At 58.3% G+C, this 24,991-nt stretch carries 20 protein-coding genes and 1 tRNA gene; 9 read left to right on the plus strand and 12 right to left on the minus strand.

Annotated features, from left to right (window positions below; translation table 11 throughout):
- Positions 1-524: 524 nt before the first annotated feature.
- The 6 genes from UB23_RS02545 to UB23_RS02570 all read right to left on the minus strand — a co-directional run bounded on the left by UB23_RS02545 (position 525) and on the right by UB23_RS02570 (position 7,418).
- On the minus strand, positions 525-2,375 hold the full coding sequence (locus UB23_RS02545; protein WP_152644225.1) for an AAA family ATPase: 1,851 nt from the start codon (positions 2,373-2,375) through the stop codon (positions 525-527).
- Between the two features lie 570 nt (positions 2,376-2,945).
- Positions 2,946-3,356: a pilin gene (locus UB23_RS02550; protein ID WP_045057770.1), complete on the minus strand. Its 411-nt coding sequence runs from the start codon at positions 3,354-3,356 to the stop codon at positions 2,946-2,948.
- A gap of 201 nt (positions 3,357-3,557) precedes the next feature.
- Positions 3,558-3,995 (minus strand): tetratricopeptide repeat protein, encoded by a 438-nt coding sequence (locus UB23_RS02555; RefSeq protein WP_152644226.1) that lies wholly within the window; start codon positions 3,993-3,995, stop codon positions 3,558-3,560.
- A gap of 619 nt (positions 3,996-4,614) precedes the next feature.
- The gene (locus UB23_RS02560) at positions 4,615-5,784 is read right to left on the minus strand and encodes a PAS domain-containing sensor histidine kinase (RefSeq protein WP_045057771.1); all 1,170 of its coding nucleotides are present in this window, start codon (positions 5,782-5,784) and stop codon (positions 4,615-4,617) included.
- The gene (locus UB23_RS02565; RefSeq protein WP_045057772.1) at positions 5,777-6,589 is read right to left on the minus strand and encodes an alpha/beta fold hydrolase; all 813 of its coding nucleotides are present in this window, start codon (positions 6,587-6,589) and stop codon (positions 5,777-5,779) included. The genes UB23_RS02560 and UB23_RS02565 overlap by 8 nt, the downstream gene beginning before the upstream one ends.
- A gap of 124 nt (positions 6,590-6,713) precedes the next feature.
- A complete protein-coding gene (locus UB23_RS02570) occupies positions 6,714-7,418 on the minus strand; it encodes a murein L,D-transpeptidase catalytic domain family protein (RefSeq protein ID WP_045057773.1) in 705 nt (234 codons plus the stop codon).
- Between the two features lie 81 nt (positions 7,419-7,499).
- Between UB23_RS02570 and UB23_RS02575 the strand changes: the two genes are divergently transcribed.
- The 3 genes from UB23_RS02575 to UB23_RS02585 are packed head-to-tail and all read left to right on the plus strand — an operon-like array spanning position 7,500 to position 11,651.
- Positions 7,500-9,245: a L,D-transpeptidase family protein gene (locus tag UB23_RS02575; protein WP_045057774.1), complete on the plus strand. Its 1,746-nt coding sequence runs from the start codon at positions 7,500-7,502 to the stop codon at positions 9,243-9,245.
- A gap of 11 nt (positions 9,246-9,256) precedes the next feature.
- Positions 9,257-10,054, plus strand: a complete 798-nt coding sequence (locus UB23_RS02580; protein WP_045057775.1) for an LPS biosynthesis protein — start codon at positions 9,257-9,259, stop codon at positions 10,052-10,054.
- A 25-nt stretch (positions 10,055-10,079) separates the two neighbouring features.
- Complete coding sequence (locus UB23_RS02585; RefSeq protein ID WP_045057776.1) at positions 10,080-11,651, plus strand: sensor domain-containing diguanylate cyclase; 1,572 nt, start codon at positions 10,080-10,082, stop codon at positions 11,649-11,651.
- Positions 11,652-11,712: 61 nt separating this feature from the next.
- On the opposite strand, the gene UB23_RS02590 is transcribed toward UB23_RS02585, so the two are convergent.
- Complete coding sequence (locus UB23_RS02590; protein ID WP_045057777.1) at positions 11,713-12,069, minus strand: hypothetical protein; 357 nt, start codon at positions 12,067-12,069, stop codon at positions 11,713-11,715.
- 194 nt (positions 12,070-12,263) lie between these two features.
- Between UB23_RS02590 and UB23_RS02595 the strand changes: the two genes are divergently transcribed.
- The 3 genes from UB23_RS02595 to UB23_RS02605 all read left to right on the plus strand — a co-directional run bounded on the left by UB23_RS02595 (position 12,264) and on the right by UB23_RS02605 (position 15,808).
- Positions 12,264-13,058, plus strand: coding sequence for an exodeoxyribonuclease III (locus UB23_RS02595; RefSeq protein WP_045057778.1), 795 nt, complete (start codon positions 12,264-12,266; stop codon positions 13,056-13,058).
- A 108-nt stretch (positions 13,059-13,166) separates the two neighbouring features.
- Complete coding sequence (locus UB23_RS02600) at positions 13,167-13,994, plus strand: arylamine N-acetyltransferase family protein (RefSeq protein ID WP_045057779.1); 828 nt, start codon at positions 13,167-13,169, stop codon at positions 13,992-13,994.
- 296 nt (positions 13,995-14,290) lie between these two features.
- On the plus strand, positions 14,291-15,808 hold the full coding sequence (locus tag UB23_RS02605) for a nucleobase:cation symporter-2 family protein (protein ID WP_045057780.1): 1,518 nt from the start codon (positions 14,291-14,293) through the stop codon (positions 15,806-15,808).
- 90 nt (positions 15,809-15,898) lie between these two features.
- Here UB23_RS02605 and UB23_RS02610 read toward each other — a convergent pair.
- A tRNA-Asn gene (locus UB23_RS02610) sits at positions 15,899-15,974 on the minus strand.
- 227 nt (positions 15,975-16,201) lie between these two features.
- On the opposite strand from UB23_RS02610, the gene UB23_RS02615 reads away from it, so the two are divergent.
- Complete coding sequence (locus UB23_RS02615) at positions 16,202-16,432, plus strand: hypothetical protein (RefSeq protein WP_045057788.1); 231 nt, start codon at positions 16,202-16,204, stop codon at positions 16,430-16,432.
- On the opposite strand, the gene UB23_RS02620 is transcribed toward UB23_RS02615, so the two are convergent.
- Together UB23_RS02620 and UB23_RS02625 are read right to left on the minus strand one after the other, a co-directional pair.
- The gene (locus tag UB23_RS02620; protein WP_045057781.1) at positions 16,429-16,638 is read right to left on the minus strand and encodes a hypothetical protein; all 210 of its coding nucleotides are present in this window, start codon (positions 16,636-16,638) and stop codon (positions 16,429-16,431) included. The genes UB23_RS02615 and UB23_RS02620 overlap by 4 nt on opposite strands.
- A gap of 177 nt (positions 16,639-16,815) precedes the next feature.
- Positions 16,816-18,012 carry an amino acid aminotransferase gene (locus tag UB23_RS02625; protein ID WP_045057782.1) on the minus strand — a complete coding sequence of 399 codons (1,197 nt, stop codon included), beginning with the start codon at positions 18,010-18,012 and terminating at the stop codon, positions 16,816-16,818.
- A gap of 351 nt (positions 18,013-18,363) precedes the next feature.
- Between UB23_RS02625 and uvrB the strand changes: the two genes are divergently transcribed.
- Positions 18,364-20,379 carry an excinuclease ABC subunit UvrB gene (gene uvrB / locus UB23_RS02630; protein WP_045057783.1) on the plus strand — a complete coding sequence of 672 codons (2,016 nt, stop codon included), beginning with the start codon at positions 18,364-18,366 and terminating at the stop codon, positions 20,377-20,379.
- Between the two features lie 139 nt (positions 20,380-20,518).
- Here the strand turns inward: uvrB and UB23_RS02635 are convergent, their stop codons facing one another.
- Both UB23_RS02635 and UB23_RS02640 read right to left on the minus strand, forming a co-directional pair.
- Positions 20,519-22,069, minus strand: a complete 1,551-nt coding sequence (locus UB23_RS02635) for an MDR family MFS transporter (protein WP_045057784.1) — start codon at positions 22,067-22,069, stop codon at positions 20,519-20,521.
- Positions 22,059-23,108 carry an HlyD family secretion protein gene (locus UB23_RS02640; RefSeq protein ID WP_045057785.1) on the minus strand — a complete coding sequence of 350 codons (1,050 nt, stop codon included), beginning with the start codon at positions 23,106-23,108 and terminating at the stop codon, positions 22,059-22,061. The genes UB23_RS02635 and UB23_RS02640 overlap by 11 nt, the downstream gene beginning before the upstream one ends.
- Before the next feature lie 219 nt (positions 23,109-23,327).
- On the opposite strand from UB23_RS02640, the gene gltX reads away from it, so the two are divergent.
- Entirely contained in the window at positions 23,328-24,809 is a 1,482-nt protein-coding gene (gltX, locus tag UB23_RS02645) for a glutamate--tRNA ligase (RefSeq protein ID WP_045057786.1), read from the plus strand.
- Positions 24,810-24,991 lie beyond the last annotated feature (182 nt).

Below are 24,991 nucleotides of genomic sequence, written 5' to 3' on the forward strand. Positions count from 1 at the left end.
AGATGTGTATAAGAGACAGGGTTAGGAAATTACCTCTCGTAACCCTAAAACTAACCAATAAGATCGACCGCAACGCCGCGAACGATAAGGCTGTCAGGGCCATTAGCAAAAAACTAACCTTCCTAACCTATTTCCCGTGGGTCAACATGAAAAGCCGAAGACACCTAGGGGGAGGGTGCTGGCTCAAGTCCGTCAGTTGCTGTGCACTCACGTTGGTGCGCAAACACTCCCAGAGTCCAGTACTGTCACCGAAACTGTCACTAGTTCTACGAAACGTCACCTTGATACCGCTGGAAGCCTCGGAAATAGTGGCGAGGGTGAAGGGAATCGAACCCTCGTTATCAGCTTGGGAACCTCCTAACCACGAATGGATAGGTTTTCTTCCGGGATTGGGCAACTACGCTCGTTGAGCGAGCGTTTCCATTCAGATGGAGTAGCTTTTATGCTAGAAGCGCCGGTGGCGTGGGCTTCTAGCATGCAGCTGTTAAAGCTCTGCTGTAATTCTCCGCTCTATGGCTGGGTGCTTATGTCTCGTCCAAATATAGTGCAGCATTTGCAAATTGCTGGGTCCAGAAGCCATGAAGTTGCCCGTTGGAATAACTTGGTGGCGCGGCCCTTAAACGCTTAATTTCGCTTTTTGCTGTTAAAAGCAATTGTTCGATTGCTCGCTTCACTGTTGCTGCTGAAACTCTGCTAAGAAGTGACTTGGAAATAAAGTGAGCCAAAAGTCTCCCGTTGCCCCGTGCGTCGTCAACTAGAAATTTTCCTTCTCTCACATCGTGGTCTGTGACGGAGAAGAGAGTGCGCAAATGAGCAGTATTTAGAACCAAAAATCCTAATGCGTGCGCCATTTCTCCAACGGGGATTCGTTGATCCTCAACTATCATTAGATACCCGTCTTCCGATAGCGAACGATTGATAAGCTCATTTTCAGAGAACAGTCCTGCCCAGTCTTTAGGCGGAATCTCATGTAACACGTTGCATAAAACAGCGATGGAGACACTGCCATCTTCTTTGTTGCTGAAAAATTCGTCGCGGGAATTGAAATATCGCTTGTTGGTATTTGGATAGAACGAATTTATAACACCTTCACAAGTCGCTTTGTCGTCAGGGAAGGGGTCGAATGCGAAGTAATCAATTGCGTCCGGCACAGATGTTTTCTGATCAACTAACTCAGCTGCTAATCCAGCTAATAGTCGTCCTTTGCCGGCGCCAATATCTAGTATTGATATTGGTTTGCCATCTGATTTTTGCACGATAAAACGTCGGATCTGTGAAATCTGTGGGTCTTTTTCACCATAGGTAAGTGTTTGAGGTGGCAGCAAGCTTTCTGCTGCATAAGTGATAAGCGCGAGTTGAGATGGCAATCCTGTGAACTGATTTAACTGATCTAATCTTTCTTGATCTCCCAAAAGTGTTTTTAAAACCCGTTCGGGGTAACGGCCGGAGTTCGCGACGGCTCCATCGTCCACGTACCAAATAGACATGGTGTCTACACTTGCCATGTATGCAAGGAGCGGTACTGAATGAGTTGCTACCCATATCTGGGAGTTTGGGGCTAGATCATAAATCGATTGTAGAACGTCGATAACTGCAGAAGGATGAAGATGATTTTCCGGCTCATCTAGGATGAAGATCGAATCATCCAGATCCTTATTTTGCGCATGGATCGCGACGCAAAGTTGTAATAATACTATTTGGCCGTCGGAAAGCCCTGCGTCTGGGATTGGTTTGCCATAAAGCGTTGGGTTACCGGCAAGATTGAGGCTGAGTTCGGTGTTAAGAAATTTCAATACTAATTTTTTTAAAGTTTCGTAATCGTCGATAGCAAATTCTTTTTCTTCCGCACTGCACTTTTGGCTAGGGTGAGTGGCATTCCACCATTTGTGCTGTACATAATGGAGGTAGGGCACGCAGAATGACTGATGACCGTCGATTCCAGGTGTTTTGGCTTCGAAATAGTGGATTTCAACTTCGGCGGGATTTTGTTGGCGTGGGTCGGATAATCCTATGTGTTTCGGTACAAACTTTACTGGCTTAAAGTTGACTTTGCTATTGCTAATGACGCGCTCTGTTGCAAGATCCAACCTAGTCTGGAGGATCTTCGCAGTTCTTAAAAAATCTGATTCACCATCTTGTTGGTTTTGGGCGGCTGCTCTTAGATTCGCCTCTATGCTTTCGCGAATTTTATCTGTTTCCCCAAAGTGTTGTACGCGATGAGTTACGTACTCACTCAGTTTTCTTAAAATACGGGATTTTCCTGATCCGTTTTTGCCTGCAAGCGCCACCATGCGGCCAAGCCTCGGCATATTTATGCTCTTAAGGCCTACTTCCGCAGCTTCCAGTTCAGGGATGCTAAAACGAGTTATTGGCAATTTAAACCTCAACAAATTGAACGCAGATCGATTGAAAAATCACATGCAGCTCAGTTCGATAAACCAGCTGTGCAGGGTGCGGAAGCGGTCGTATTCCGACATTCTAACCAGATCCGTGTCACCACGGGTACGTCGACGAAAGCGGGGCGTCTTCTGCTTGCAAAATAATGATGTATTGAGGGTGGTGGTAAAAAATTGGTACTAGTGCGCTTAGGTGATGCGGCAGGCCTAGGTTTTAGAGGCTCTCAAGCACAGTGTTCCCTCCATCACAGGCCTGTGTGGAACGCTGCTTAAAATTGCTACAAAGGCGAAGAGATAAGGCAGGGTGCGCTAGGCCGGCCGGGACGTCGGCGTATTGCTACGCCCAATCCATCAAGGGGCTAGCTGCAGGCATCAGGCGGGCTGTACTAAACATCTAATTCATTGTTTATCGCGAGCGGCTAGCCCACTGCTGCAGCGAAAGCTCCTCTCGACACCAGGATGGTTTCGAGAGGAGCGTCATTGGTCCTATGCGGACCGGCTTGACCAGATATTGCTGTTCAGCGTGCACCGTCGCCACTACTTGGCACGTTATACTTTAGGGCAACCCTTGCTGGCATATTTCGCAACGCCACTGTATGTACAGGTCCACGCACCGGCGGCATCTCGCGACCAAATAACGTTACCTGCTGCGGCAATGTTGTCCTTGATGGCGCAGGCGATGGTGCCAATGCCGGTTGCTGCCTGGGTGGTTGTTATTGTGCAGTTAGGAGTGCTCGCCTGTAGGCCGATTGCAGCCGGCGTAATGTTGGCCACATTCCCTTCATTTACCATCACCTCGTACCCGGTTTTCCCAGGGGAAATCTCGGCAATTGCCGCACCGACCTTGGCTTTGGCCACATAATCCGAATAAGCCGGAATAGCGAATGTGGCGAGAATCCCAATGATCGCAACGACGATTAGGAGTTCGATGAGCGTAAAACCCTGTTGTGCAGATTTCATTTAGGACATCCCTTAGGTCAATTTAACGGCAGAAACAGTGCTGCTGGTTGGTTTGAAGCAAGGGCTATGCCAGTCTCAGCGAGCAGCATTATCCCTGCAGAAACCAAATCCGCGTCCGAACGAAGTCAATTTGGCATAGGACTGATTACGCCATATCGGGCATTGGCACAGCTAAGGTCGTGCCAAAGAATGTCAGGAAATTCAGCGTGCTCTAGTGTTGGCAAACCGTAAAAGAGAGTTTATTTGGCCTCCGGCCACCACATGTCCGAAGGAAGCGGCCTTGGCGATCCACATGATTCCAGTGTTCTCATCTTTGGAGACGCCATTGCCGCATATGAAGCAGTTGCCGAGATATTGCATGGCGTCAGGGTGCCCTTGATCGGCTGAAGCGCGCCACCAATACAACGCAACTTCATGCTTTCCATGTTCATCGAACATCTGAGCCAAATCGTTTTGCGCATCGGCGTTTCCCGCATCGGCCGAAATGATCAGATCAATGTCCTCATCGGTCAGTTGGACTGAAATGAAGGGAAGGACGTCATCCAGGGCAACCATCGTTCTTCCCCGGTCGCTGCCGGTACGGCCTACGACATTGGCGGACACTCTGCGCCACCAAGTACGTTTGCTGTGCTCACTCATGGCTATTGCTGAATCAAGACCTATCGATCGCATAATTTCTCCTTTGGGTTGAAACGGGCATTTGCGATTGGTTGCAAGCAGTAACGGTATTGAGACCCGATCCTGCCGAACAGAATGTCGTCTTGCAACAATAGGCGAGTTGTCGACTTGGGGGGCGGATTTGAAATGAAATGGACGCAATAATCCTGCCGATGCTCCAGCGGCGGAGAATGCTGGTCCCTCAAGCTAGCCATGAAAACTCGTGAGTGGAGGGGCCATCGCGGGTGACAGCGCCCCAAATCAAATGGGAGCTTCTGGCCGTTATTTGCCGGATGTAAAGGCATTTATCTGTGGCATAGAGGTCATAAGAAAGGGTTTGGTGGTACAGAATTGGTACGCGGGAAATGCGTCATTGCTGCAAGCCTTTATTTCAAAGACCCTTGTCATTAATCGATCCAATCCATCATCGGCGCGACGGAGAAGCGGCGGGAGAGCGGTGCAGGTGTGGCAATGGCTGAAGGCATTGGAGGAATCTGGAATCGACAGGGCTGGGAGATGGGGAGTTTATCAGGGTTAGGCTGCCTGCCGAATCATTCACCTCGGGCGCCACCGTCACCAGTCCTCAGGACGCCACCAGCCGCTAAAGGGAGTGTGGGAAATAGACGCTGAACTCAGTCCCGCCTTCCTCACTGGATTGCACGCCGACGTCGCCCCCATGCGCCTTGGCAATTTCCCGGACGATATACAATCCCAGGCCGACGCTGCGCACTTCACTGTCGCTCTCGGTGCCGCGGGTCATGGGTTCGAACAGGACGTCTATCAGGGAGGGCGGGATGGCGGGGCCCTGGTTGTGCACTGACAGGATGGCAGTATGTTGTTCGATGCGTGAGGTGATGATGACCGGCTGTAGCGAATCGCCATAGGCCACGCTGTTGGCGACCAGGTTGCCGATGATCTGCTGCACTCGGTCAGCGTCGAGCAGGGCGCTGCCGCTGCCGCTTTCCTGGTGGAGGAGGTTCGCGGCCGGAAAGGCCACCCTTAGTTCGTCGACGTTTAGGCGGGTGACGCCGTGCAGGTCCGAAGGGGCGACGGCGATGCTCAGGCCTTGGCCGACCCGGGCGAGGGCGAAGTCCAGCAGGTCGGCGATCATCCGTTGGGCGCGTTCGGAGGATTGGCTGATGTGGCCGAGCAGGGTGGTTTCCCGGGCGGTGCGCTCGCTGCGGGCGAGGATGTCCGAGGCCATTTTGATTGCGGTGAGCGGGTTTTTCAGGTCGTGGCTGACGATGGCGACCATCTGTTCAGCAAATTGGGCGCGTCGCTGGGCCTTTTCGTAGGCGTCGCTGAGTTCGTCCTGTGCTTGCTGTAAAGCCGTTTCGGTGGCGGTCTTTTCTTTCAGCAGGGCCTCGGCGAGCTTGCGGGCGTTGAGCAGTTCGCGCTCGTATTTGTCGCGGTCAGTGGTGCCGAACAATGCAAGTTCGTAGAAGGCGCCGCTGGCGTGCTCGCGCCGGACGCCGTTGAGCAGCATGGTGATGATGTGCCGGTCGCGGTGAACCAGGTCGAGCTTCACTTCCGCGACCGAGCCCTGCATGCGCATCAGCGGTGCCCAGTGGGTCTGGTGAAAGATCCGCCCGCCCATCGTCAGCAGTTCCTGGAAGCGGCGCCCGCACAGCTCCTCCTGGCTGAAACCGATCCAGGTGCAGAAGGTCAGGTTGGCTCGCAGGATGCTGCCATCTTCACGGGTGACCACGAGGGCGCAAGGGGCGCCTTCGAACAGCGAGTGGGCATCCGGCAGGTACGACTCTTCAGTCATCGGTTCCGGCCCAGGGCTGCAGGAAATCGTCCATGGCGATGGAGCAGGCTCCCGGTGCGCTCATGTGCGGGCAGTGGCCGACGTTGTCCACCAGGCAATAGCGGCTGTTGGGGATTACGGCGCGCAGGTATTCGCCCACGGCAACAGGCGCGATCAGGTCGTCGGTGGACTGCAGGATCAAGGTGGGCGTGGTCAGCCCTGCGACGTCCTTGCGGTTGTCGGACATGAAGGTGGTGCGGGCGAACTGCTTGGCGATTTCCGGTTCGGTGCGGCAAAAGCTGTTGGTCAGTTCTTCGCTCAGGTCCGGCTGCCCCGGTGCGCCCATGATGACCGGCGCCATGGTGCTCGACCAGCCAAGGTAGTTGCTGTCGAGGGTGTCGAGCAACGAATGGATGTCTTCGAGCTTGAAGCCGCCCACGTAGTCATCGGAATCGATGTAGCAGGGCGATGGGCCAATCATGACGTGGGCGGCGATTCGATCAGGCAATTGGCGATCAGCGATGACGCCGATCATGGCGCTGACGGAGTGGCCGACCAGGATCACCGGGCCTTGGGCATACTCGTCGATGATTTCGTTGAGGTCATGGGCATAACCCGCCAGCGAGCTGTATTTTTGTGGATCGTAGGCGCTTAGATCCGACCGGCCGGCACCGACCAGGTCAAGCATCACCACACGAAAACGCCCGGTAAAGTGAGGATACAGGTAGTTCCACATGCTCTGGTCGCAGCCGAAGCCGTGGGACAGGATCAATGTCGACGGACCGTCACCCAGCACAGTTACGTTGTTGCGATGCTGAAGGTCCATGCTTGATTCCCGGGCAGGCCAAAGAAAGTAATGGCGCCCCGGGAGTTTAAATAGTCAGGGCCGGCAGGTCACGCTTCGCGAGCGCTGATTACACTTTTGCAACGAGCTCGGGAGGGCGCCCCACCTACTTCCGAGACGTAGCCTTACCCACCGAAGCAACCGTTGCGCCACTGCAGTTAATATAAGGCGATGACTTCAACCAGCGCTGGTCCGGATAATAAGAAAACAACAACTGCCCATTTTTCATCGAGTCAATCAACGGGCGAGCAACGGCAGGCCTCACGGCCGGGCAGCCCAGGCTTCGACCAATCCGGCCGTTGGCGCGTGCCAGTACCGGACTGACATATGGTGCACCGTGAATGACGATTGCCCGGTCAAACGCGTTATCGTTGAAGCCTGGTTCCAGGCCTTGCATGCGCAGGGAATAACCGTTCTGCCCGACGTAACTGGCTTGTGTGCGATACAACCCTAAACTGGTGGCGAAACTCTCGTTCTGGTTGGAAAAGTTGACCGCCATGTTCTCGCCGCTGTTACGGCCATGGGCGACCAGTTCACGAAACAGCAACTTTCTCTTTTTCAGATCGAACACCCACAGGCGTTGTTCGGTCGAAGGCAGGGAGTAATCGATGACTGCCAGGCGTTGGGCTGGAGCTGAACCCTGGGCCTGCGTACATTGTGAAGCGCGTACTGCCAGGTTTATAACGGCGGCGTTGGCATCTGGAGCCGCTTTGACGAGGGCGGCGGCAAGCGAATCGGCGTAGGCTGCCGGTACTGAAAGGGATGTCAGCAGCAGGGCCGAGAGAAGCAGACGAATGCGAGCTGGCGCCATATAGATGTCTCATCGTGATAGGTTCGAGTCTAGCTGTTTGCGGGAAGCTAGCCGTTGAAATCGGGAGATTAAGGATTATCCATGGTGCAATTAACAAGGTTATTCGTCATAAGCCGCGTCTTTTTTATGGTCTTTCTGATCAGCGGTGCTGCGCATGGAGAAAATTCGTCGAACGAGGGGGCAATTGCTCCCATCATCCAAAGGGATGCGGCAGCGGATGACAACGTCGGGCAGGCGATCCAGGCGCACCTTTCGCCCCTGACGACATCTTTTCCTCCTTTACTGACTGCGCCGCGGCATAAGCGGGTCGATGTCAGCCGCATGGTCCTGGATTTCTACTCTCATCGTGGCTATCGCGCGGCGTGGACCAACGAAGGCGATACCGCGCAATTGTTTGCCAGCTTGCGGGCCACTCAGGTCGATGGCTTGAACCCGGCGGATTTTCATATCGACGAGTTGGCCGCGTCGCGGACATTGATGCAGGCTGATTCGGCGACACCTGAACAGCGGGCGGCATTCGATGTTGCGGCCACTCATACTTTTCTCACGGCATTGCTGCAGTTGCGTCGCGGCAAGGTCGATCCTTCCCGATTGGATATCCATTGGAATTTCGACCCTGCGGACGTCGATCCCCGGGAAGACGTGAATAAATTCTTCATCGCCCTGGATGCCCATGACGTGGCCGGCGCCTTTGCCCAGGCGCCACCGCAAGAGGCGGTGTATCGCGGCTTGCGCGAAGGCCTGGCGCAGTTGCGCAAGGTGCACGACGTGGGTGGCTGGCCAAAAGTGGCCGAAGGTCAATCGCTCAAGCCGGGCATGGATGACCCTGCCGTCGCCCAGTTGCGGGCCAGGTTGGTCGCCGGTGGTTTTCTCGAACCGCGCCTGGCCCGTGGAACCAAATATGACGGCGCAGTGATTGCGGCAGTGAAGAAATATCAGGCCGAGCAGTACCTGGGGGCTGATGGTGTGGCCGGGGCGACCACGCTGGCGGCGCTGAATGTGTCGGTCGACGCGCGCATCGATCAGGTCCGGGTGAACATGGAGCGGGCGCGCTGGCTGCTGTACAAGCTGCAAGGCACCTTCGTGATTGTTGATATCGCCGGGTATAAAGTCGCGATGTACCGCGACGGCAAGCCCATCTGGCGCTCGCGGGTGCAGGTGGGCAAGCCGTTCCGTAACACGCCGGTGTTCCAGTCCGAGATCACCTATGTCACGTTCAACCCGACCTGGACGGTGCCCCCCACCATCCTCAAGGAAGACGTGATCCCCAAGATCCAGAGGAATCCCGGGTATCTCGCCGCCAACCACATTCGCGTGATCGATCGCGAGGGTGCGGTGCTGGATCCGTCTAGCGTCGACTGGAGCAACCCGCGTGGCGTCAGCCTGCGCCAGGATGCGGGGCCCGACAGTTCGCTGGGGCAGGTGGTGATTCGTTTTCCCAACGACTATGCGATTTATTTGCACGACACGCCCCATCGCGAGTTGTTCTCCAAATCGATGCGCGCCACCAGTTCCGGCTGCATTCGCGTGGAAAACCCGTTGCAGCTGGTCGAACTGTTGTTCAACGATCCGGTGCGCTGGGACAGTGCCGGCATCCAGAAACAGTTGGCCAAGGGCAAGACCGAAAATATTCGGCTGCCGGTGAAGGTGCCGGTGCTGTTGGCGTACTGGACGGTAGACCTGAGTAATGACGGGCGAGTGACGTTCAAGCCCGATGTGTACGGCTACGATTCGGCTGTCCTGCGGGGGTTGAACCTGCCCTCCAAGTTACCGATTCTGGATTTGCTGCGGGCAGGAGCTCCCGCCGTGGTGCTCAACCCGAAATAAGGGGGGTGAATATGGATGTTGCGCAAAAAACCACGGAACTGGTCAAGAGTCCGGTCCAGGTCCGTGACCTGGATGGGTGTCGCAATATAAGTAACGGGGCGGTGTTTATCATCGCCTCGGGTGCGTCAGCCAAGGACTTTCCTCTCAAGAAGTATGCTGACGTGCCGATGATTACCATGAACGGTGCGATATCGATGTTCATCGGCACCGACATCAAACCGTACTTTTTCATGTGCTCGGATGACGCGTTCTACAGGGAGCAGCCGCGTCTGTTCGCTGAAGCCATGCGCTTGAGCCAGCGGGTTGCGGTGACGCAAAGTCACGCGTATTACCAGGCGCTCAACCCCAAGGGGGAGCTGTACCTGTTGACTCGTGCTCCCAGGCTGTCATGGCTGGGGCTGCTGGGCCGGCGTGACAGGGAACTGATCCGAAGCCGCAAGCTGGGGGCAGGGCGTAATCGCAGCCTGGGTTTCAGCAAAAATCTTAAGCGTGGTTTTTTTGATGCGCGCACGGTGGCTTATGTGGCCCTGCAGGTTGCTTATCACCTGGGTTTTTCCAAGGTGTTCCTGGTGGGTGTCGATCTGAATCAATCAGTGAAACGCTTCTACGAGACTCCGGGGGCCTTGGTTTCGCCTTGCACGCTGGATGAGCATTTCCACACCCGGATCCTGCCGTCGTTCAAGATTCTGTCGAAATACGTAATGAATCCGGACTTCCAGGTCTACAACCTGTCCAGCACTTCGAGGATCCCTGCTGAACTGGTGCCTCGTGTGACCTTTGAAGATGTCGACAGAATGATCGGCGCCTGACGCGCCTTTCCCAGGATGAGTTTCCTTGCCAATTCCCATGTATGACCACCAGCCCAGCTCCGGCCGGCCGCTGAAACGAATGCCGCTGCTCAAGGCGGCGGTGCTGTTCATCGTAGCCGTGTGCCTGACCCTTGTGGGTTTGCTGTACCTGCAACTGGACCAGTCACGCCGTTACGATCTGGAACAGGCGCAAGTGGCGTCGCAGAATCTGACCCGTGCCATGGCACAGCAGGCTGAAGATACCTTCATGAAGGCTGACCTGGTGTTGAGCAGCCTGGCCGACTGGATTCAGGCTGACGGCTACGGCGCTGCGCAAGTGCCAAGGCTGCAGAGGACCTTCGCCCGGCGAGTGGCGGCGCTGAATCAGCTGCACGGCATTTTCCTGTTCGACCGCCAGGGGCAATGGGTGGTGACGTCGTTCGAAGACCTGCCCCGTGGCAAGGGCGTGGCGGATCGTGACTACTTCAAGTTTCACCAGCAGAACATTTCTTCGCAGGCGCACATCGGCCCGGCGATTCGCAGTCGCGAGAATGGCGAGTGGATCATTCCGCTGTCCAAGCGGGTAAACGACAAGGATGGCAAGTTCCTGGGCGTGTTGATGGCCGGGATCAAGATGTCGTATTTCGACCAGTTCTTCAAAAGCTTCAGCATCGATGACAACGGCTCGATGTTCCTCGCCATGACCGATGGCACCCTGCTGGCGCGCAGGCCTTTCGTGGAAGCGCAGATTGGCTCGAGCCTGGCCCAGGGGGAAATCTTCCAGAAATGGCTGCCCGGTGCGTCTTCCGGCAATGCCATGGTGAGCTCGATGGTGGACGGCGTGATACGCCTGCACGGTTACGGGCAGCTGGACGCCTATCCGCTGGTGGTGTCCGCGGCTTCTTCGCAAACGGCGATTCTCAAGCGCTGGTCAGACACCGCATTCCAGTCCAGCATGATCGTCGGCCTGGTGGTGCTGGGCGTTTGCCTGTTCGGTTGGGTGTTCATCCATCAGGTGCGCAATGGCGAGCGCATCGAGGCGGATTTGCGCGCGGCCCAGGAAACGCTGGAGCTGATCGCCACCCACGACAGCCTGACGGGGCTGGCCAATAGGAGGTTGTTCGAGCGCGCGCTGGACATCGAGTTCGGGCGTGGGGCCCGGCAAGCCAGTCCGCTCAGCCTGATCATGCTCGACATCGATTTTTTCAAGCGCTACAACGATACCTACGGTCACGTTGTCGGTGACCATTGCCTGGCTGAAGTGGCGGGTGCGGTGAAAGCATGCTGTCAGCGCAAGGCTGATCTTGCGGTGCGTTATGGCGGGGAGGAATTCGCGGTACTGCTGCCTGACACCGATCTGCGCGGGGCTAAGATTATCGCAGAGGAAATTCGCCAAAGAGTCATGGGCAAAAACATCACCCATTCCGAATCGCCCACGGGATACGTCACCGTGAGCCTGGGGTGCTACTCGTTCGTGCCAAACGGGCGCGACAGCATCGAAGTGTTTATCGGGCGCGCGGATGCTGCGCTGTATCAAGCCAAACATTCCGGCCGCAACCGGGTGGCGGTGCTTTCGATGGAAGGCGCCGAAGAGGCGCTGATACGCTCAGATCGTTGATACAGCGATTGTACGGTCAGGGCAACGCAGGCAGTCGAGTTCATCGGCTGCCTTTACGCGTTCAGCTGCCCGTGCCACCGCCCGCACCGCCCGTGCCACCACCTGGAGCCCCGGTGCCGCCGCCTGCACCCGAGCCGCTGGTGCCGCCATTGGTGCCGGTGCCGCCGCCGGTACTGCTGCCGCTACCGCTACCGCTACCGCTGCCGCTACCGGTGGATGGGGTCGAGCTACTGTTGCTGCCGCCCGAGGTGCCGGAAGGCATGCCAGGGTTGTTATTGGGGGACATCGTCGAGCCACCGACGGATCCCGATTTGGTCCCGGTAGCGTCAGCTCCATCGCCGGACGCCGCATAGGCACCCAGTGACGCCACGGACATCAACCCGGCCAGAAGCAGTGAGGAGATCTTGAGATTTTTCATGGTACGTCTCCAAAAATGAGTCGTTACCTGATGTTGGGTAGCGAGTGAGGGGGTTGGTGCCGATTGGATGACGAGTGGTCGTGAGGTGAGCGCAACGGACAGGTACAAACCCATTCCGACGCAACCCCGCAAAAAGCCAGCTGTCACAACCTTGGAAACCACGCCGTCCACTTTGCCAGCAGGAGCGCCGGGCCATGAAAAAATTGCGAATCGCCACGTTCAACGTCAATGGCATGCGCGCCCGTTTGCCGAACCTGCTCGCCTGGCTCGAGCGCGAGCAACCGGACGTTGTCTGCCTGCAGGAGCTCAAGTCAGTGGACAGCGCTTTTCCCGCCGCCGCGCTTGAAGCTGCCGGATATGGCGCGATCTGGCAGGGCCAGTCGTCGTGGAACGGGGTAGCGATCCTGGCGCGGGATGCGCAACCGCTGGAAAGCCGGCGCGGGTTGCCAGGCGATGACAGCGACACGCACAGCCGCTACATCGAGGCCGCCGTGCACGGGGTGTTGGTGGGGTGTCTTTACTTGCCTAATGGCAACCCGCAGCCCGGGCCGAAATTTGATTACAAGCTGGCCTGGTTCGAGCGATTGATCGCCTATGCCAAGGACCTTCAGGCCAGCGACCATCCGGTGGTGCTGGCCGGGGATTACAACGTAGTGCCCACCGACATGGATATCTATAACCCGCGCTCCTGGCTCAAGGATGCCTTGCTGCAGCCGGAAAGTCGCGAGTGCTACCAGCGCCTGCTCGACCAGGGCTGGACCGATTCCCTGCGTCACCTCTACCCGGAAGATCGGCTCTATACCTTCTGGGATTACTTTCGCCAGCACTGGCAAAAGAACTCAGGCCTGCGCATCGACCACCTGTTGCTCAACCCGGCGTCGAGTCCTTACCTGGAGGAGGCTGGCGTGGACGCCTGGGTGCGCAATGAACCCCACGCCAGCGACCATGCCCCGACCTGGATTCGCCTGGGCTCACGCAAGCGTCGTTGATTTCAAAAAAGGCTGATTGGGGAAATCAATTGTCGGTCCGGGGCGTTTTTGGCCTATACCTGTGGCCCATCGGCGGAGCGATCCGCAGCACCGGTATAGGATTGAGCAATGAGCGAGACACGCCTGAGCAACCTTGCGCACTACCTGCAACTTCTAGGGTTCGAAGCACCGCCGGCGCCGACACTCGATACCTTGCGTCAGCTGCAACTGCGTCACACCGGCGTGTTCCCGTTCGAAAACCTGGCGACGCTGGCGGGCGAACCGGTGCTGATCGACTTGCCGTCCATCGAGCGAAAACTGCTGCAGGAACAGCGCGGCGGCTATTGCTACGAGCTCAACCACATCTTTTTCGTGTTGCTCCAAGAGCTGGGCTTCGATGTTCAGGGCATTACCGGTCGGGTGGTAATGGGCCAGCCCGAAGGCGCCTGGACCGCCCGCACTCACCGCTTGAGCCTGGTGCACCTGGACGGCGTACGCTACATCACCGACGTTGGCTTCGGCGGCATGGTGCCCACTGCGCCATTGCTACTCGACTCCAGGGCCGAGCAGCCCACCTTCCACGAACCCTACCGGATCGACGAGCATGAGGATGGCTATACCTTGCGCGCCAAGGTCGGGGATGAATGGCGGCCGATGTACATCTTCGACCTGCAGCGCCAGGAGGACGTCGATTACGCCGTCGGCAACTGGTACGTCTCGACTCATCCAGACTCGTCTTTCTCAAGGCAACTGATGGTGGCGCGGACCGGGGATGGCTGGCGGCGCACGCTCAACAACGGCAGTTTTGCCATCCACCGAACCGGCCATGCCAGCGATCGGCATGAAGTGGCTGATGTCGCAGAACTCATCGACTTGCTACAGCTCGAGTTCGGCATTCGGCTGCCAGCGCATGCGGGATTGAGGCAAACCTTGGCCCGCCTGGTGAGCGGCGCTTAGAGGCCGTACTTCCAGCCTCAGTAAGTGACCGAGCTGATCGCCTTCAGCGACCGGCTCAGGTTTTGAGCACTCGCGGGATCTCGCTCAACGCCTGAAAGCTAAAAAACAGCGGGGGGCGAGAGAGCTGTCAGGCGAAAAATAGTGAAGGAATTTTTCTGGTGGAGCCCAGTGCAAACAAGGGTGGGATGGACATGTGTCCATAATCTGACTGGTGAGTTGTATACAACTCTATAGACATTTGTCCTGAGTCTTGCATACAGTGTGCGCATAACAAAAAACCAGGGAACCCCCCAATCATGAAAACGCCCCATGTTTCACACCAACGGCCTGAGGATGAAAACCTTGGGATCGGCGCGAATATGGCTTATGGCCTGCAACACGTTCTGACCATGTACGGCGGCATCGTTGCGGTGCCGTTGATTATCGGACAGGCGGCCGGGCTGTCGCCGGCGGACATCGGTTTGTTGATTGCTGCGTCACTGTTTGCAGGGGGCCTGGCAACGTTGCTGCAGACCCTTGGTTTACCGTTTTTTGGCTGCCAGTTGCCGCTGGTCCAGGGCGTCTCGTTTTCCGGCGTCGCGACCATGGTGGCGATTGTCAGCAGCGGCGGGGAGGGCGGGTTCCAGTCGATCCTGGGGGCGGTAATTGCCGCGTCGTTGATTGGGTTACTGATAACCCCGGTGTTCTCGCGTATCACCAAGTTCTTCCCGCCGCTGGTGACCGGTATCGTGATCACCACCATCGGCCTGACGCTGATGCCGGTGGCCGCGCGCTGGGCCATGGGGGGCAACAGTCACGCGCCTGACTTCGGCAGCATGGCCAACATCGGTTTGGCGGCAGTGACGCTGGTGCTGGTATTGCTGCTGAGCAAGGTCGGCAGCGCGACCATCTCCCGCTTGTCGATCCTGCTGGCCATGGTGATCGGCACGGTCATCGCGGTGTTCCTTGGCATGGCAGACTTTTCGTCCGTGACCCAGGGCCCGATGTTCGGTTTCCCGACACCGTTCCACTTCGGCATGCCGACGTTCCACTTCGCCGCGATCCTGTCGATGTGCATTGTGGTCATGGTGACGCTGGTGGAAACCTCGGCGGACATTCTCGCCGTGGGCGAAATCATCGAGACCAAGGTCGACTCCAAGCGCCTGGGCAACGGTCTGCGCGCGGACATGCTGTCGAGCATGATCGCGCCGATCTTTGGCTCGTTCACCCAAAGCGCATTCGCCCAGAACGTCGGGCTGGTGGCGGTGACCGGAATCAAGAGTCGCTTCGTGGTAGCGACGGGCGGGTTGTTCCTGGTGATCCTCGGCCTGCTGCCGTTCATGGGGCGGGTGATTGCCGCAGTGCCGACCTCTGTGCTCGGCGGTGCCGGTATTGTGCTGTTCGGCACCGTGGCGGCCAGTGGCATTCGGACGCTGTCCAAGGTTGATTACCGCAACAACGTCAACCTGATCATCGTCGCCACCTCGATCGGTTTCGGCATGATCCCCATCGCTGCGCCCAACTTCTATGACCAATTCCCGAGCTGGTTCGCGACCATCTTCCACTCGGGCATCAGCTCGTCGGCGATCATGGCCATCGTGCTGAACCTGGCGTTTAACCACCTGACGGCGGGCAACTCCGACCAGCAGTCGGTGTTCGCTGCGGGTACCGAGCGGGTGTTGCGTTATCAGGACCTGGCCGCATTGCGTGAAGGCGATTACTTCAGCGATGGCAAGCTGCACGATTGCGATGGCAAGGAGATTCCGGTGGTGGAGGTTGACCATGGGCATGGAGAATCGCGACCGGTGCAGGCCAAGACGGGTGAGCATGTCTGAATCATGCAGGAGCTCGCTCCTGCAACAGACTTAAGCCCACAAAAAAGCCCCTGAATCTTTCGATTCAGGGGCTTTTCAGTTCTTGCTGTCTGGCTCCACGACCTGGACTCGAACCAGGGACCCAGTGATTAACAGTCACTTGCTCTACCAACTGAGCTATCGCGGAATGGCGTGTATGTTACTGATTCAAAAAGGGAAGTCAAGCACCTGTGGTTAAAATCGACAATTCGTCGAGACCCGCAGTGGTTTTTCCGACTTTGGCGGTTACCAGAATCCCCTCAGGGGTCTACCATGGCCGCCCGGAAGCGGTTACACGCGCTGCCGGCCATTCGCCGAAAAGGTACGCGCCATGAATCACCCAGTTTTCACCTGTCCAGCCAACGGGGTGTTCGCATGAGCATCGCCCAGATCAGCCTGCCAAAAGGCGTTGGCCCACACGCTGAAAAGCTGTTCGACGCCATCACCCAGGCCAGCACCGCCGAAGAATTGAATCGTGCGGGCGGCAAGGCCGAAGGTTTCGTTCTCGGCCTGGAAAGCACCAAGGCCATCAAGAGCCAGGTCGCCGAATCGCTCTACGTCGCTTATGACGATGCCGCCAGTCAGCGGGCTGGCGAACTGGTTTAACCGCCGAAGGTAAAGGTGCCAAGCATCAGCTTGCCATACACCATCGTCACCGCCAGTTGCACCAGCCACAGGGCCAGGCCGCCGAGAAACACACCGGCGGCCACTTGCAGCACCAGGTTGTTGCCGCGTTTGGCCGCAGGGCGAGGGACGAAATGGTCCAGTTCATCCAGGTCATCGCGCTCGGCGCGCAGGTCATCATTTTTCATCTACGTTCTCGCAGGAATTCAGGCTGTACACAAAACCCGTAGGAGCCGCCTCGTTGCACTCGACAGCTCCTACGGCTAGTTGAGATCTGATGCAGTCTAGAGGTTTCGAGCCGCATTCTTCAGACAAATAAAAAACGGGAAGCCCAAAGGCTTCCCGTTTTTCGTCAACAGGCCGAATCAGATCACCTGAACGATGGCATCCGTTACCGCCTTGATGTTGCTCTGGTTCAGCGCCGCAACGCAGATGCGGCCCGTGTCCAGCGCGTAGATGCCGAACTCGTTGCGCAAGCGGTGAACCTGTTCGGTGGTCAGGCCGGAGTAGGAGAACATGCCACGCTGGCGACCGACGAAGCTGAAGTCACGCTGCGGCGCTTTTTCCGCCAACAGGTCGACCATCTGGGTGCGCATGGCGCGAATGCGCAGGCGCATCTCAGCCAGCTCCTCTTCCCACTGCGCGCGCAGCTCAGGGCTGTTCAGTACAGCAGCGACGATGCTTGCACCGTGGGTCGGCGGGTTGGAGTAGTTGGTGCGGATCACGCGCTTGACCTGCGACAGCACTCGCGCGCTTTCTTCTTTCGACTCGCTGACGATCGACAGGGCGCCAACGCGCTCGCCGTACAGCGAGAACGACTTGGAGAACGAGCTGGAGACGAAGAAGGTCAGGCCCGATTCAGCGAACAGGCGCACGGCCGCCGCGTCTTCGTCGATGCCGTCGCCAAAGCCCTGGTAGGCCATGTCGAGGAACGGCACGTGGCCTTTGGCTTTGACCACGTCGAGCACGTTTTTCCAGTCCGCCGGGCTCAGGTCCACGCCGGTCGGGTTGTGGCAGCAGGCGTGCAGTACGACGATCGAGCCAGACGGCAGGGCGTTGAGGTCTTCCAGCAGGCCGCTGCGGTTAACGTCGTGGGTCGCGGCGTCGTAGTAGCGATAGTTATGTACCGGGAAACCGGCGGTTTCGAACAGCGCGCGGTGGTTTTCCCAGCTTGGGTCACTGATCGCTACGACGGCGTCGGGCAGCAGCTGCTTGAGGAAGTCAGCACCGATTTTCAGTGCACCAGTGCCGCCGACGGCCTGGGTGGTCAGAACACGGCCAGCGGCGATCAGGGGCGAATCGTTGCCAAACAGGAGTTTTTGCACGGCCTGGTCGTAGGCAGCGATGCCGTCGATTGGCAGGTAGCCGCGGGACGCGTGTTGAGCGACGCGAATCGTCTCGGCTTCGACAACGGCGCGCAGGAGTGGAATTCGCCCCTCCTCGTTGCAGTAAACACCGACCCCCAGGTTGACCTTGGTGGTGCGTGTATCGGCGTTGAATGCTTCGTTGAGGCCCAGGATTGGATCGCGTGGTGCCATTTCGACAGCGGAGAACAGGCTCATTTTTGCGGCGGCTCTGAATGGGGAGTGGAGGGACGTGTCGCGCTCCAGCCGAATGCACTAGAGCGGTGCACAAACGGGGAGCTAGTATAGAGGCCATCAACGAGTGAAGGCGACAGACGATTCGGCTTTTCGCGTAAGTTTTTTGCATTATTTTTCGACCGTTAGTCGCACTGCGTCGTCAAAGACCCAGAGTGATGTAGGACGTTTACCTTGAAAGCGCAGGCAATCGGCTCCACATTGAGCACAATCCAGTTTTTTTCCTCGGGCGGCGTCAGTCGTTTGCGGCTTTTCTCGTTCCAGCAGGTTTAACCTGCAGGCGCGATTCCCTGCTTCGAGAACCCAGAGGTATGCATGTCTGAATTCCAGCTAGTCACCCGCTTCGAGCCCGCCGGCGATCAGCCGGAAGCCATCCGCCTGATGGTCGAAGGCATCGAGGCCGGGCTGGCGCACCAGACGTTGCTCGGTGTGACCGGCTCGGGCAAGACCTTCAGCATCGCCAACGTCATTGCCCAGGTTCAGCGCCCAACCCTGGTGCTGGCGCCGAACAAAACCCTGGCCGCGCAGTTGTATGGCGAATTCAAGGCGTTTTTCCCCAACAACGCCGTCGAGTATTTCGTTTCCTACTACGACTACTACCAGCCCGAAGCCTATGTGCCGTCCTCGGATACCTTTATCGAGAAGGACGCCTCGATCAACGACCACATCGAGCAGATGCGACTGTCGGCGACCAAGGCCCTGCTGGAGCGCAAGGACGCGATCATCGTGACTACGGTGTCGTGCATCTACGGCCTGGGCAGCCCGGAAACCTATCTGAAGATGGTGTTGCACGTGGATCGCGGCGACAAGCTGGATCAGCGCGCCTTGCTGCGCCGCCTGGCGGACCTGCAATACACCCGCAACGACATGGATTTCGCCCGGGCGACATTCCGGGTTCGCGGCGACGTGATCGATATCCATCCGGCGGAATCGGACTTTGAAGCGATCCGCATCGAGCTGTTCGATGACGAGGTCGAGCGGATTTCCGCGTTCGATCCGCTGACTGGCGAGGTGACGCGCCAGTTGCCGCGATTCACCTTCTATCCGAAGAGCCACTACGTGACCCCGAGAGAAACCCTGCTCGGCGCCATCGAGGGGATCAAGGTCGAACTGCAGGAGCGCCTGGACTACCTGCGCTCCAACAACAAGCTGGTGGAAGCACAGCGCCTGGAGCAGCGCACGCGTTTCGACCTGGAGATGATTCTCGAGCTGGGCTACTGCAACGGTATCGAAAACTACTCGCGCTACCTGTCCGGGCGCGCTTCCGGCGAGGCGCCGCCGACCTTGTTCGATTACCTGCCGGCCGATGCGTTGCTGGTGATCGACGAATCCCATGTCAGCGTGCCCCAGGTGGGGGCCATGTATAAAGGCGACCGCTCGCGCAAGGAAACCCTGGTGGAGTACGGCTTCCGCCTGCCATCGGCCCTGGATAACCGGCCGATGCGCTTCGACGAATTTGAACACATCAGCCCGCAAACCATTTTCGTCTCCGCGACGCCTGGCAACTATGAGGCCGAACATGCGGGGCGGGTGGTCGAGCAACTGGTGCGGCCGACCGGCCTGGTGGACCCGCAGATCGAAATCCGCCCGGCGCTGACCCAGGTCGACGATTTGCTGTCGGAAATCTCCAAGCGTGTCGCGCTGGAAGAGCGGGTGCTGGTCACCACTTTGACCAAGCGCATGTCTGAGGATTTGACCGACTACCTGGCCGATCATGGTGTAAGGGTTCGTTACCTGCACTCGGACATCGACACGGTGGAGCGCGTGGAAATCATCCGCGACCTGCGGCTGGGGACGTTTGACGTGTTGGTGGGGATCAACTTGCTGCGAGAAGGCCTGGACATGCCGGAGGTCTCCCTGGTGGCGATTCTTGACGCGGACAAGGAAGGCTTCCTGCGTTCCGAGCGGTCGCTGATCCAGACCATCGGCCGGGCGGCGCGTAACCTCAATGGCCGGGCGATCCTGTATGCGGACCGCATCACCGGGTCCATGGAGCGGGCGATCGGCGAGACCGAGCGTCGCCGGGACAAGCAGATTGCCTTCAACCTGGCCAACGGCATCACGCCCAAAGGGGTGTTCAAGGACGTTGCCGACATCATGGAAGGTGCCACTGTGCCGGGTTCGCGCAGCAAGAAGCGCAAGGGCATGGCCAAGGCTGCCGAGGAAAGCGCCAAGTACGAAGCCGAACTGCGCTCACCGGGCGAAGTGGCCAAGCGGATCAAGGCGCTGGAGGAGAAAATGTACGCCTTGGCGCGGGACCTCGAGTTCGAGGCTGCGGCGCAGATGCGCGACGAGATTGGCAAGCTGCGCGAGCGCCTGATCACTGTTTGAGGTGTGCGGTGCCTGACTGGCCTCATCGCGGGCAAGCCCGCTCCCACAGGTTTTGTGTCGATCCACAAATCCTGCGAACGGCTCTAAATCTTGTGGGAGCGGGCTTGCCCGCGATGAGGTCAGTCGCCGCACTACAAAATCAGTGCGCTTCCCCAGCCTTGATCCCCGCCGGCAATGCCTTGGTCAGCAACACCGCAATCATGCTGATCCCCAGCGCAATCCCGACAAAGTGAAACGCATCGTTGTACGCCATGATCGAGGCCTGCTGGTGCGCGATTTCGCTCAGTTTGCCCAAGGCCGCCGTATCGCTGCCAAACCTATCCGTCATCGACGCCATGCGCTCCGCCACCTGCGGGTTGGTCGGTACGATCGCCTCGCGCAAATAATCGAAGTAGGTCTTGGTTCGCGCATCCAGCAATGTGGCGAGGAGGGCGATGCCAATCGCGCCGCCCAGGTTGCGCAGGATGTTGAACAGGCTCGACGCCGACCCCGCATCCTGGGGCAGGATATAGGCGGTGGCGATCAGTGAAATGGTGACCATGATCAGCGGCTGGCCCAGGGCGCGAATGATCTGGATCTGATTGAACTGCGGCCCGGCAAAATCCGGATTCAACACCCCCGACGAGAAGCTCGCCAGGCCGAACAACCCAAAACCCAGCGTGCACAGCCATTTGGGTGAGATGTACTTCATCAGTTTTGGCACCAGCGGAATCAGAAACAGCTGGGGCACACCCATCCACATGATCACTTCGCCGATCTGCAGGGCGTTGTAGTTCTGGATCTGCGCCAGGTACAACGGCAGCAGGTAAATCGAGCCATACAAGCCCACCCCCATGCCGAGGCTGGAAATGCTCGACAGGCCAAAATTGCGATTGCGCAGGATGCCCAGGTTGATCAGGGGGTTGGGCCTGGATACCTGCACGATCACAAAGGTGATCAGGCTGATCAGCGCGATGCTGCCCAGGGTCACGATCAGGCTCGATTCCAGCCAGTCCTTGCGATGGCCTTCTTCAAGAAAAACCTGCAGGCAACCAAGGCCGACGCCCAGGGTGAGAATGCCCATGTAGTCGGTGCTTTTGAGCAGTTCCCAGTGCGCCTCTTTTTTCTCCAGACCGTACATCAGCCCGGCAATCATGATCAGGCCGGGGGGGATGTTGATGTAGAAGATGTATTCCCAGCCCCAGTTTTCCGTCAGCCAGCCGCCCAGTGTCGGGCCAATGGAGGGCGCGAAGGTGGCGGTCATGGCAAACATGGCCATGCCCTTGGCGCGATGGTGTTCGGGAAGCTTGATCAGGGTCAGGGTGAACGCCAGCGGAATCAGTGCGCCGCCGGTGAAGCCCTGCAAGGCGCGGAACACGATCATGCTTTCCAGGCTCCAGGCCATGGAGCACAGCAGCGAAGCCACCAGGAAACCCAGCGAGACCCAGACCGCCAGGCGACGTGCTGACAGCAACTGCACCAACCACGCCGTCAGCGGGATCATGATGATTTCCGCGACCAGGTAGGAAGTGGAAATCCACGAGCCTTCCTCCAGGGTCGCCGAGAGCGCGCCCTGGATGTCTTTGAGTGAAGAGTTGGTGATCTGGATATCGAGCACGGCCATGAAGGCGCCGAGCATCACGCTCATGACCGCAATCCAGTCCCGCCGCGTCGGCTCGCCGACCGGGCGGATCAGTTGGTCACCGGCCATCGTCAGGGGCGTCTTTGATGTTCACTTTGGCGGTGACCGACATCCCCGGACGAATCCTGCCGTGCAGCGGGTTATCCGCGGCGAAGGTCAGTTTGACCGGGATCCGTTGTACGACTTTGGTGAAGTTGCCGGTGGCATTGTCCGGTGGCAGCAGGCTGAATTGCGCCCCGGAAGCGGCAAACAGACTGTCGACCCGCGCTTCAATCGGCGTATCGCTGTAGGCGTCGAAGGTCAGCTCGGCTTTCTGCCCTGGCTGCATGTGGCCGATCTGGGTTTCCTTGAAGTTGGCCTGGATCCAGATGTCCTGGTCCGGCACGATCGACAGCAGGTACGCGCCGGCCTGCACGTATTGGCCGTTGCGCGCGGCGCGCTGGCCGATCAGGCCGCTGATGGGCGCGTGGATCTCGCTGCGGGTCAGGTTCAGCTCGGCCTGGGCCAGATCGGTCCGGGCATTGGCGATCATCGCATCCAGGCGCTTGATTTCGGCGCTCAGGGAGTTCACCTGCTGGCGCTGGCTCTGGGCATCCGCCTGGGCTTTGGTCACTTGGGAGCGGGCAATATGGTTGTCGGCGGAGAGGGTGGTCACCCGTTCTTCTGATACGTAGCCAGGTTTGCGCAAGGTTTCGGCGCGGGACAAATCGATTTGCGAACGACTGAGGCTGGCCTGGCTGGAGGCCACCTGCGCCTCGCTGGCCGCAATCAGGCTGGCCTGTTGCGTGAGTTTGCTCTGGGCTTGCAGGCGCTCGGCCTGGCGGGTCTCGAGGGCGGCGTTGGCGCGGTCGACGGCCAGGTGGAAATCATCACCTTCGAGTTTGACCAGCAACTGGCCTTTTTCAACGTGCTGGTTGTCCTGCACCAAAACCTGATCGATGCGAGCGCCGAGCTGGCTCGACACGCGGGTGATCTCGCCCTGCACATAGGCGTTGTCGGTGCTTTCGTAAAAGCGCCCTTTGAAAAACCAGTGAGCAAAGAATCCCCCGGCGATGAGCAGGACGAGCAACAGGAAAATAAACAGGCGACGCTTGAGTTGGGCAGGCATGGGCAGACTGTAGTCGAGAAATTGTAAGGAAAGGTATCAGCAGCCCAATCTGGCATACAGCCGATAAACGGTAAATGCCGACCTTTGATATTCGGCCATTCACCGGGTGCGAAGCGCGTTGCAGACGCAAACTTGGCTTAAATGCCCTGCTCACTGGAGCCGGGCCGGTGTCGCCTGTTACCATTCGCCCTTTGTTTTATCTTCATTTCGAGACTTGCCATGACCACCGTCCGCACTCGCATCGCGCCATCGCCTACCGGGGATCCCCACGTAGGTACCGCTTACATCGCATTGTTTAACTACTGCTTTGCCAAGCAGCACGGCGGTGAGTTCATCCTGCGGATCGAAGACACCGACCAATTGCGTTCGACCCGCGAGTCCGAACAGCAGATTTTCGACGCCCTGCGCTGGTTGGGTATCGACTGGAGCGAAGGCCCGGACGTGGGCGGCCCGCACGGTCCTTATCGCCAGAGTGAACGTGGCGATATCTACCAGAAGTACTGTCAGCAGTTGGTGGAAATGGGCCACGCCTTCCCGTGCTTCTGCACCGCCGAAGAGCTGGACCAGATGCGCGCCGAACAACAGGCCCGGGGCGAAACCCCGCGCTACGATGGGCGTGCGCTGCTGCTGCCTGCGGAAGAAGTGGCCCGTCGTCTGGCCGCTGGCGAGCCGCACGTTATCCGCATGAAGGTGCCAAGCGAAGGCGTCTGCGTGGTGCCGGACATGCTGCGTGGCGACGTCGAGATCCCGTGGGATCGCATGGACATGCAAGTGCTGATGAAGACCGACGGCCTGCCGACCTACTTCCTGGCCAACGTGGTCGACGATCACCTGATGGGCATCACCCACGTGCTGCGCGGCGAAGAATGGCTGCCATCGGCGCCCAAGCTGATCCTGCTCTACGAGTACTTCGGCTGGGAACAACCGGAGCTGTGCTACATGCCGCTGCTGCGTAACCCGGACAAGAGCAAACTGTCCAAGCGCAAGAACCCGACCTCGGTGACGTTCTACGAGCGCATGGGCTTCATGCCTGAGGCGATGCTCAACTACCTGGGGCGCATGGGCTGGTCGATGCCGGATGAGCGCGAGAAGTTCTCGCTGCAAGAAATGGTCGACAACTTCGACCTCAAGCGCGTCTCCCTGGGCGGGCCGATCTTCGACATCGAGAAGCTCTCCTGGCTCAACGGCCAGTGGCTGCGTGACCTGCCGGTGGACGAGTTCGCCTCGCGCCTGCAGACCTGGGCGTTGAACCCTGAATACATGATGAAAATCGCGCCGCACGTGCAGGGCCGCGTTGAAACCTTTAGCCAGGTCGCTCCGCTGGCCGGGTTCTTCTTCGCCGGCGGGGTCAACCCGGACGCGAAGCTGTTCGAGTCTAAGAAGCTGTCGGGCGATCAGGTGCGTCAGTTGATGCAGTTGATTTTGTGGAAGCTCGAAAGCCTGCGTCAGTGGGAGAAGGACAGCATTACCGCGACGATCCAGGCGGTGGTCGAATCCCTGGAGTTGAAACTGCGTGACGCCATGCCGCTGATGTTCGCCGCGATCACCGGGCAAGCAAGCTCGGTCTCGGTGCTCGACGCCATGGAGATTCTCGGGCCGGACCTGACCCGTTTCCGTCTGCGCCAGGCCATCGATTTGCTCGGTGGCGTGTCGAAGAAGGAAAACAAGGAGTGGGAAAAGCTCCTGGCCAATATCGCCTGATTACGGGCAGCGACTAAAAAGATCGCAGGCTTCGCCAGCTCCTACAGTTGAAATGCAATCCCGTAGGAGCTGCCGAAGGCTCGGGCCGCGATCGGACGATCTTTTGATCTTGCGCTTCGGTGTTTCCCAAAAGATCGCAGGCTTCGCCAGCTCCTACAGTTGAAATGCAATCCCGTAGGAGC

It is taken from the genome of Pseudomonas sp. ES3-33, from assembly GCF_000952175.1.
GTDB lineage: Bacteria > Pseudomonadota > Gammaproteobacteria > Pseudomonadales > Pseudomonadaceae > Aquipseudomonas > Aquipseudomonas gregormendelii.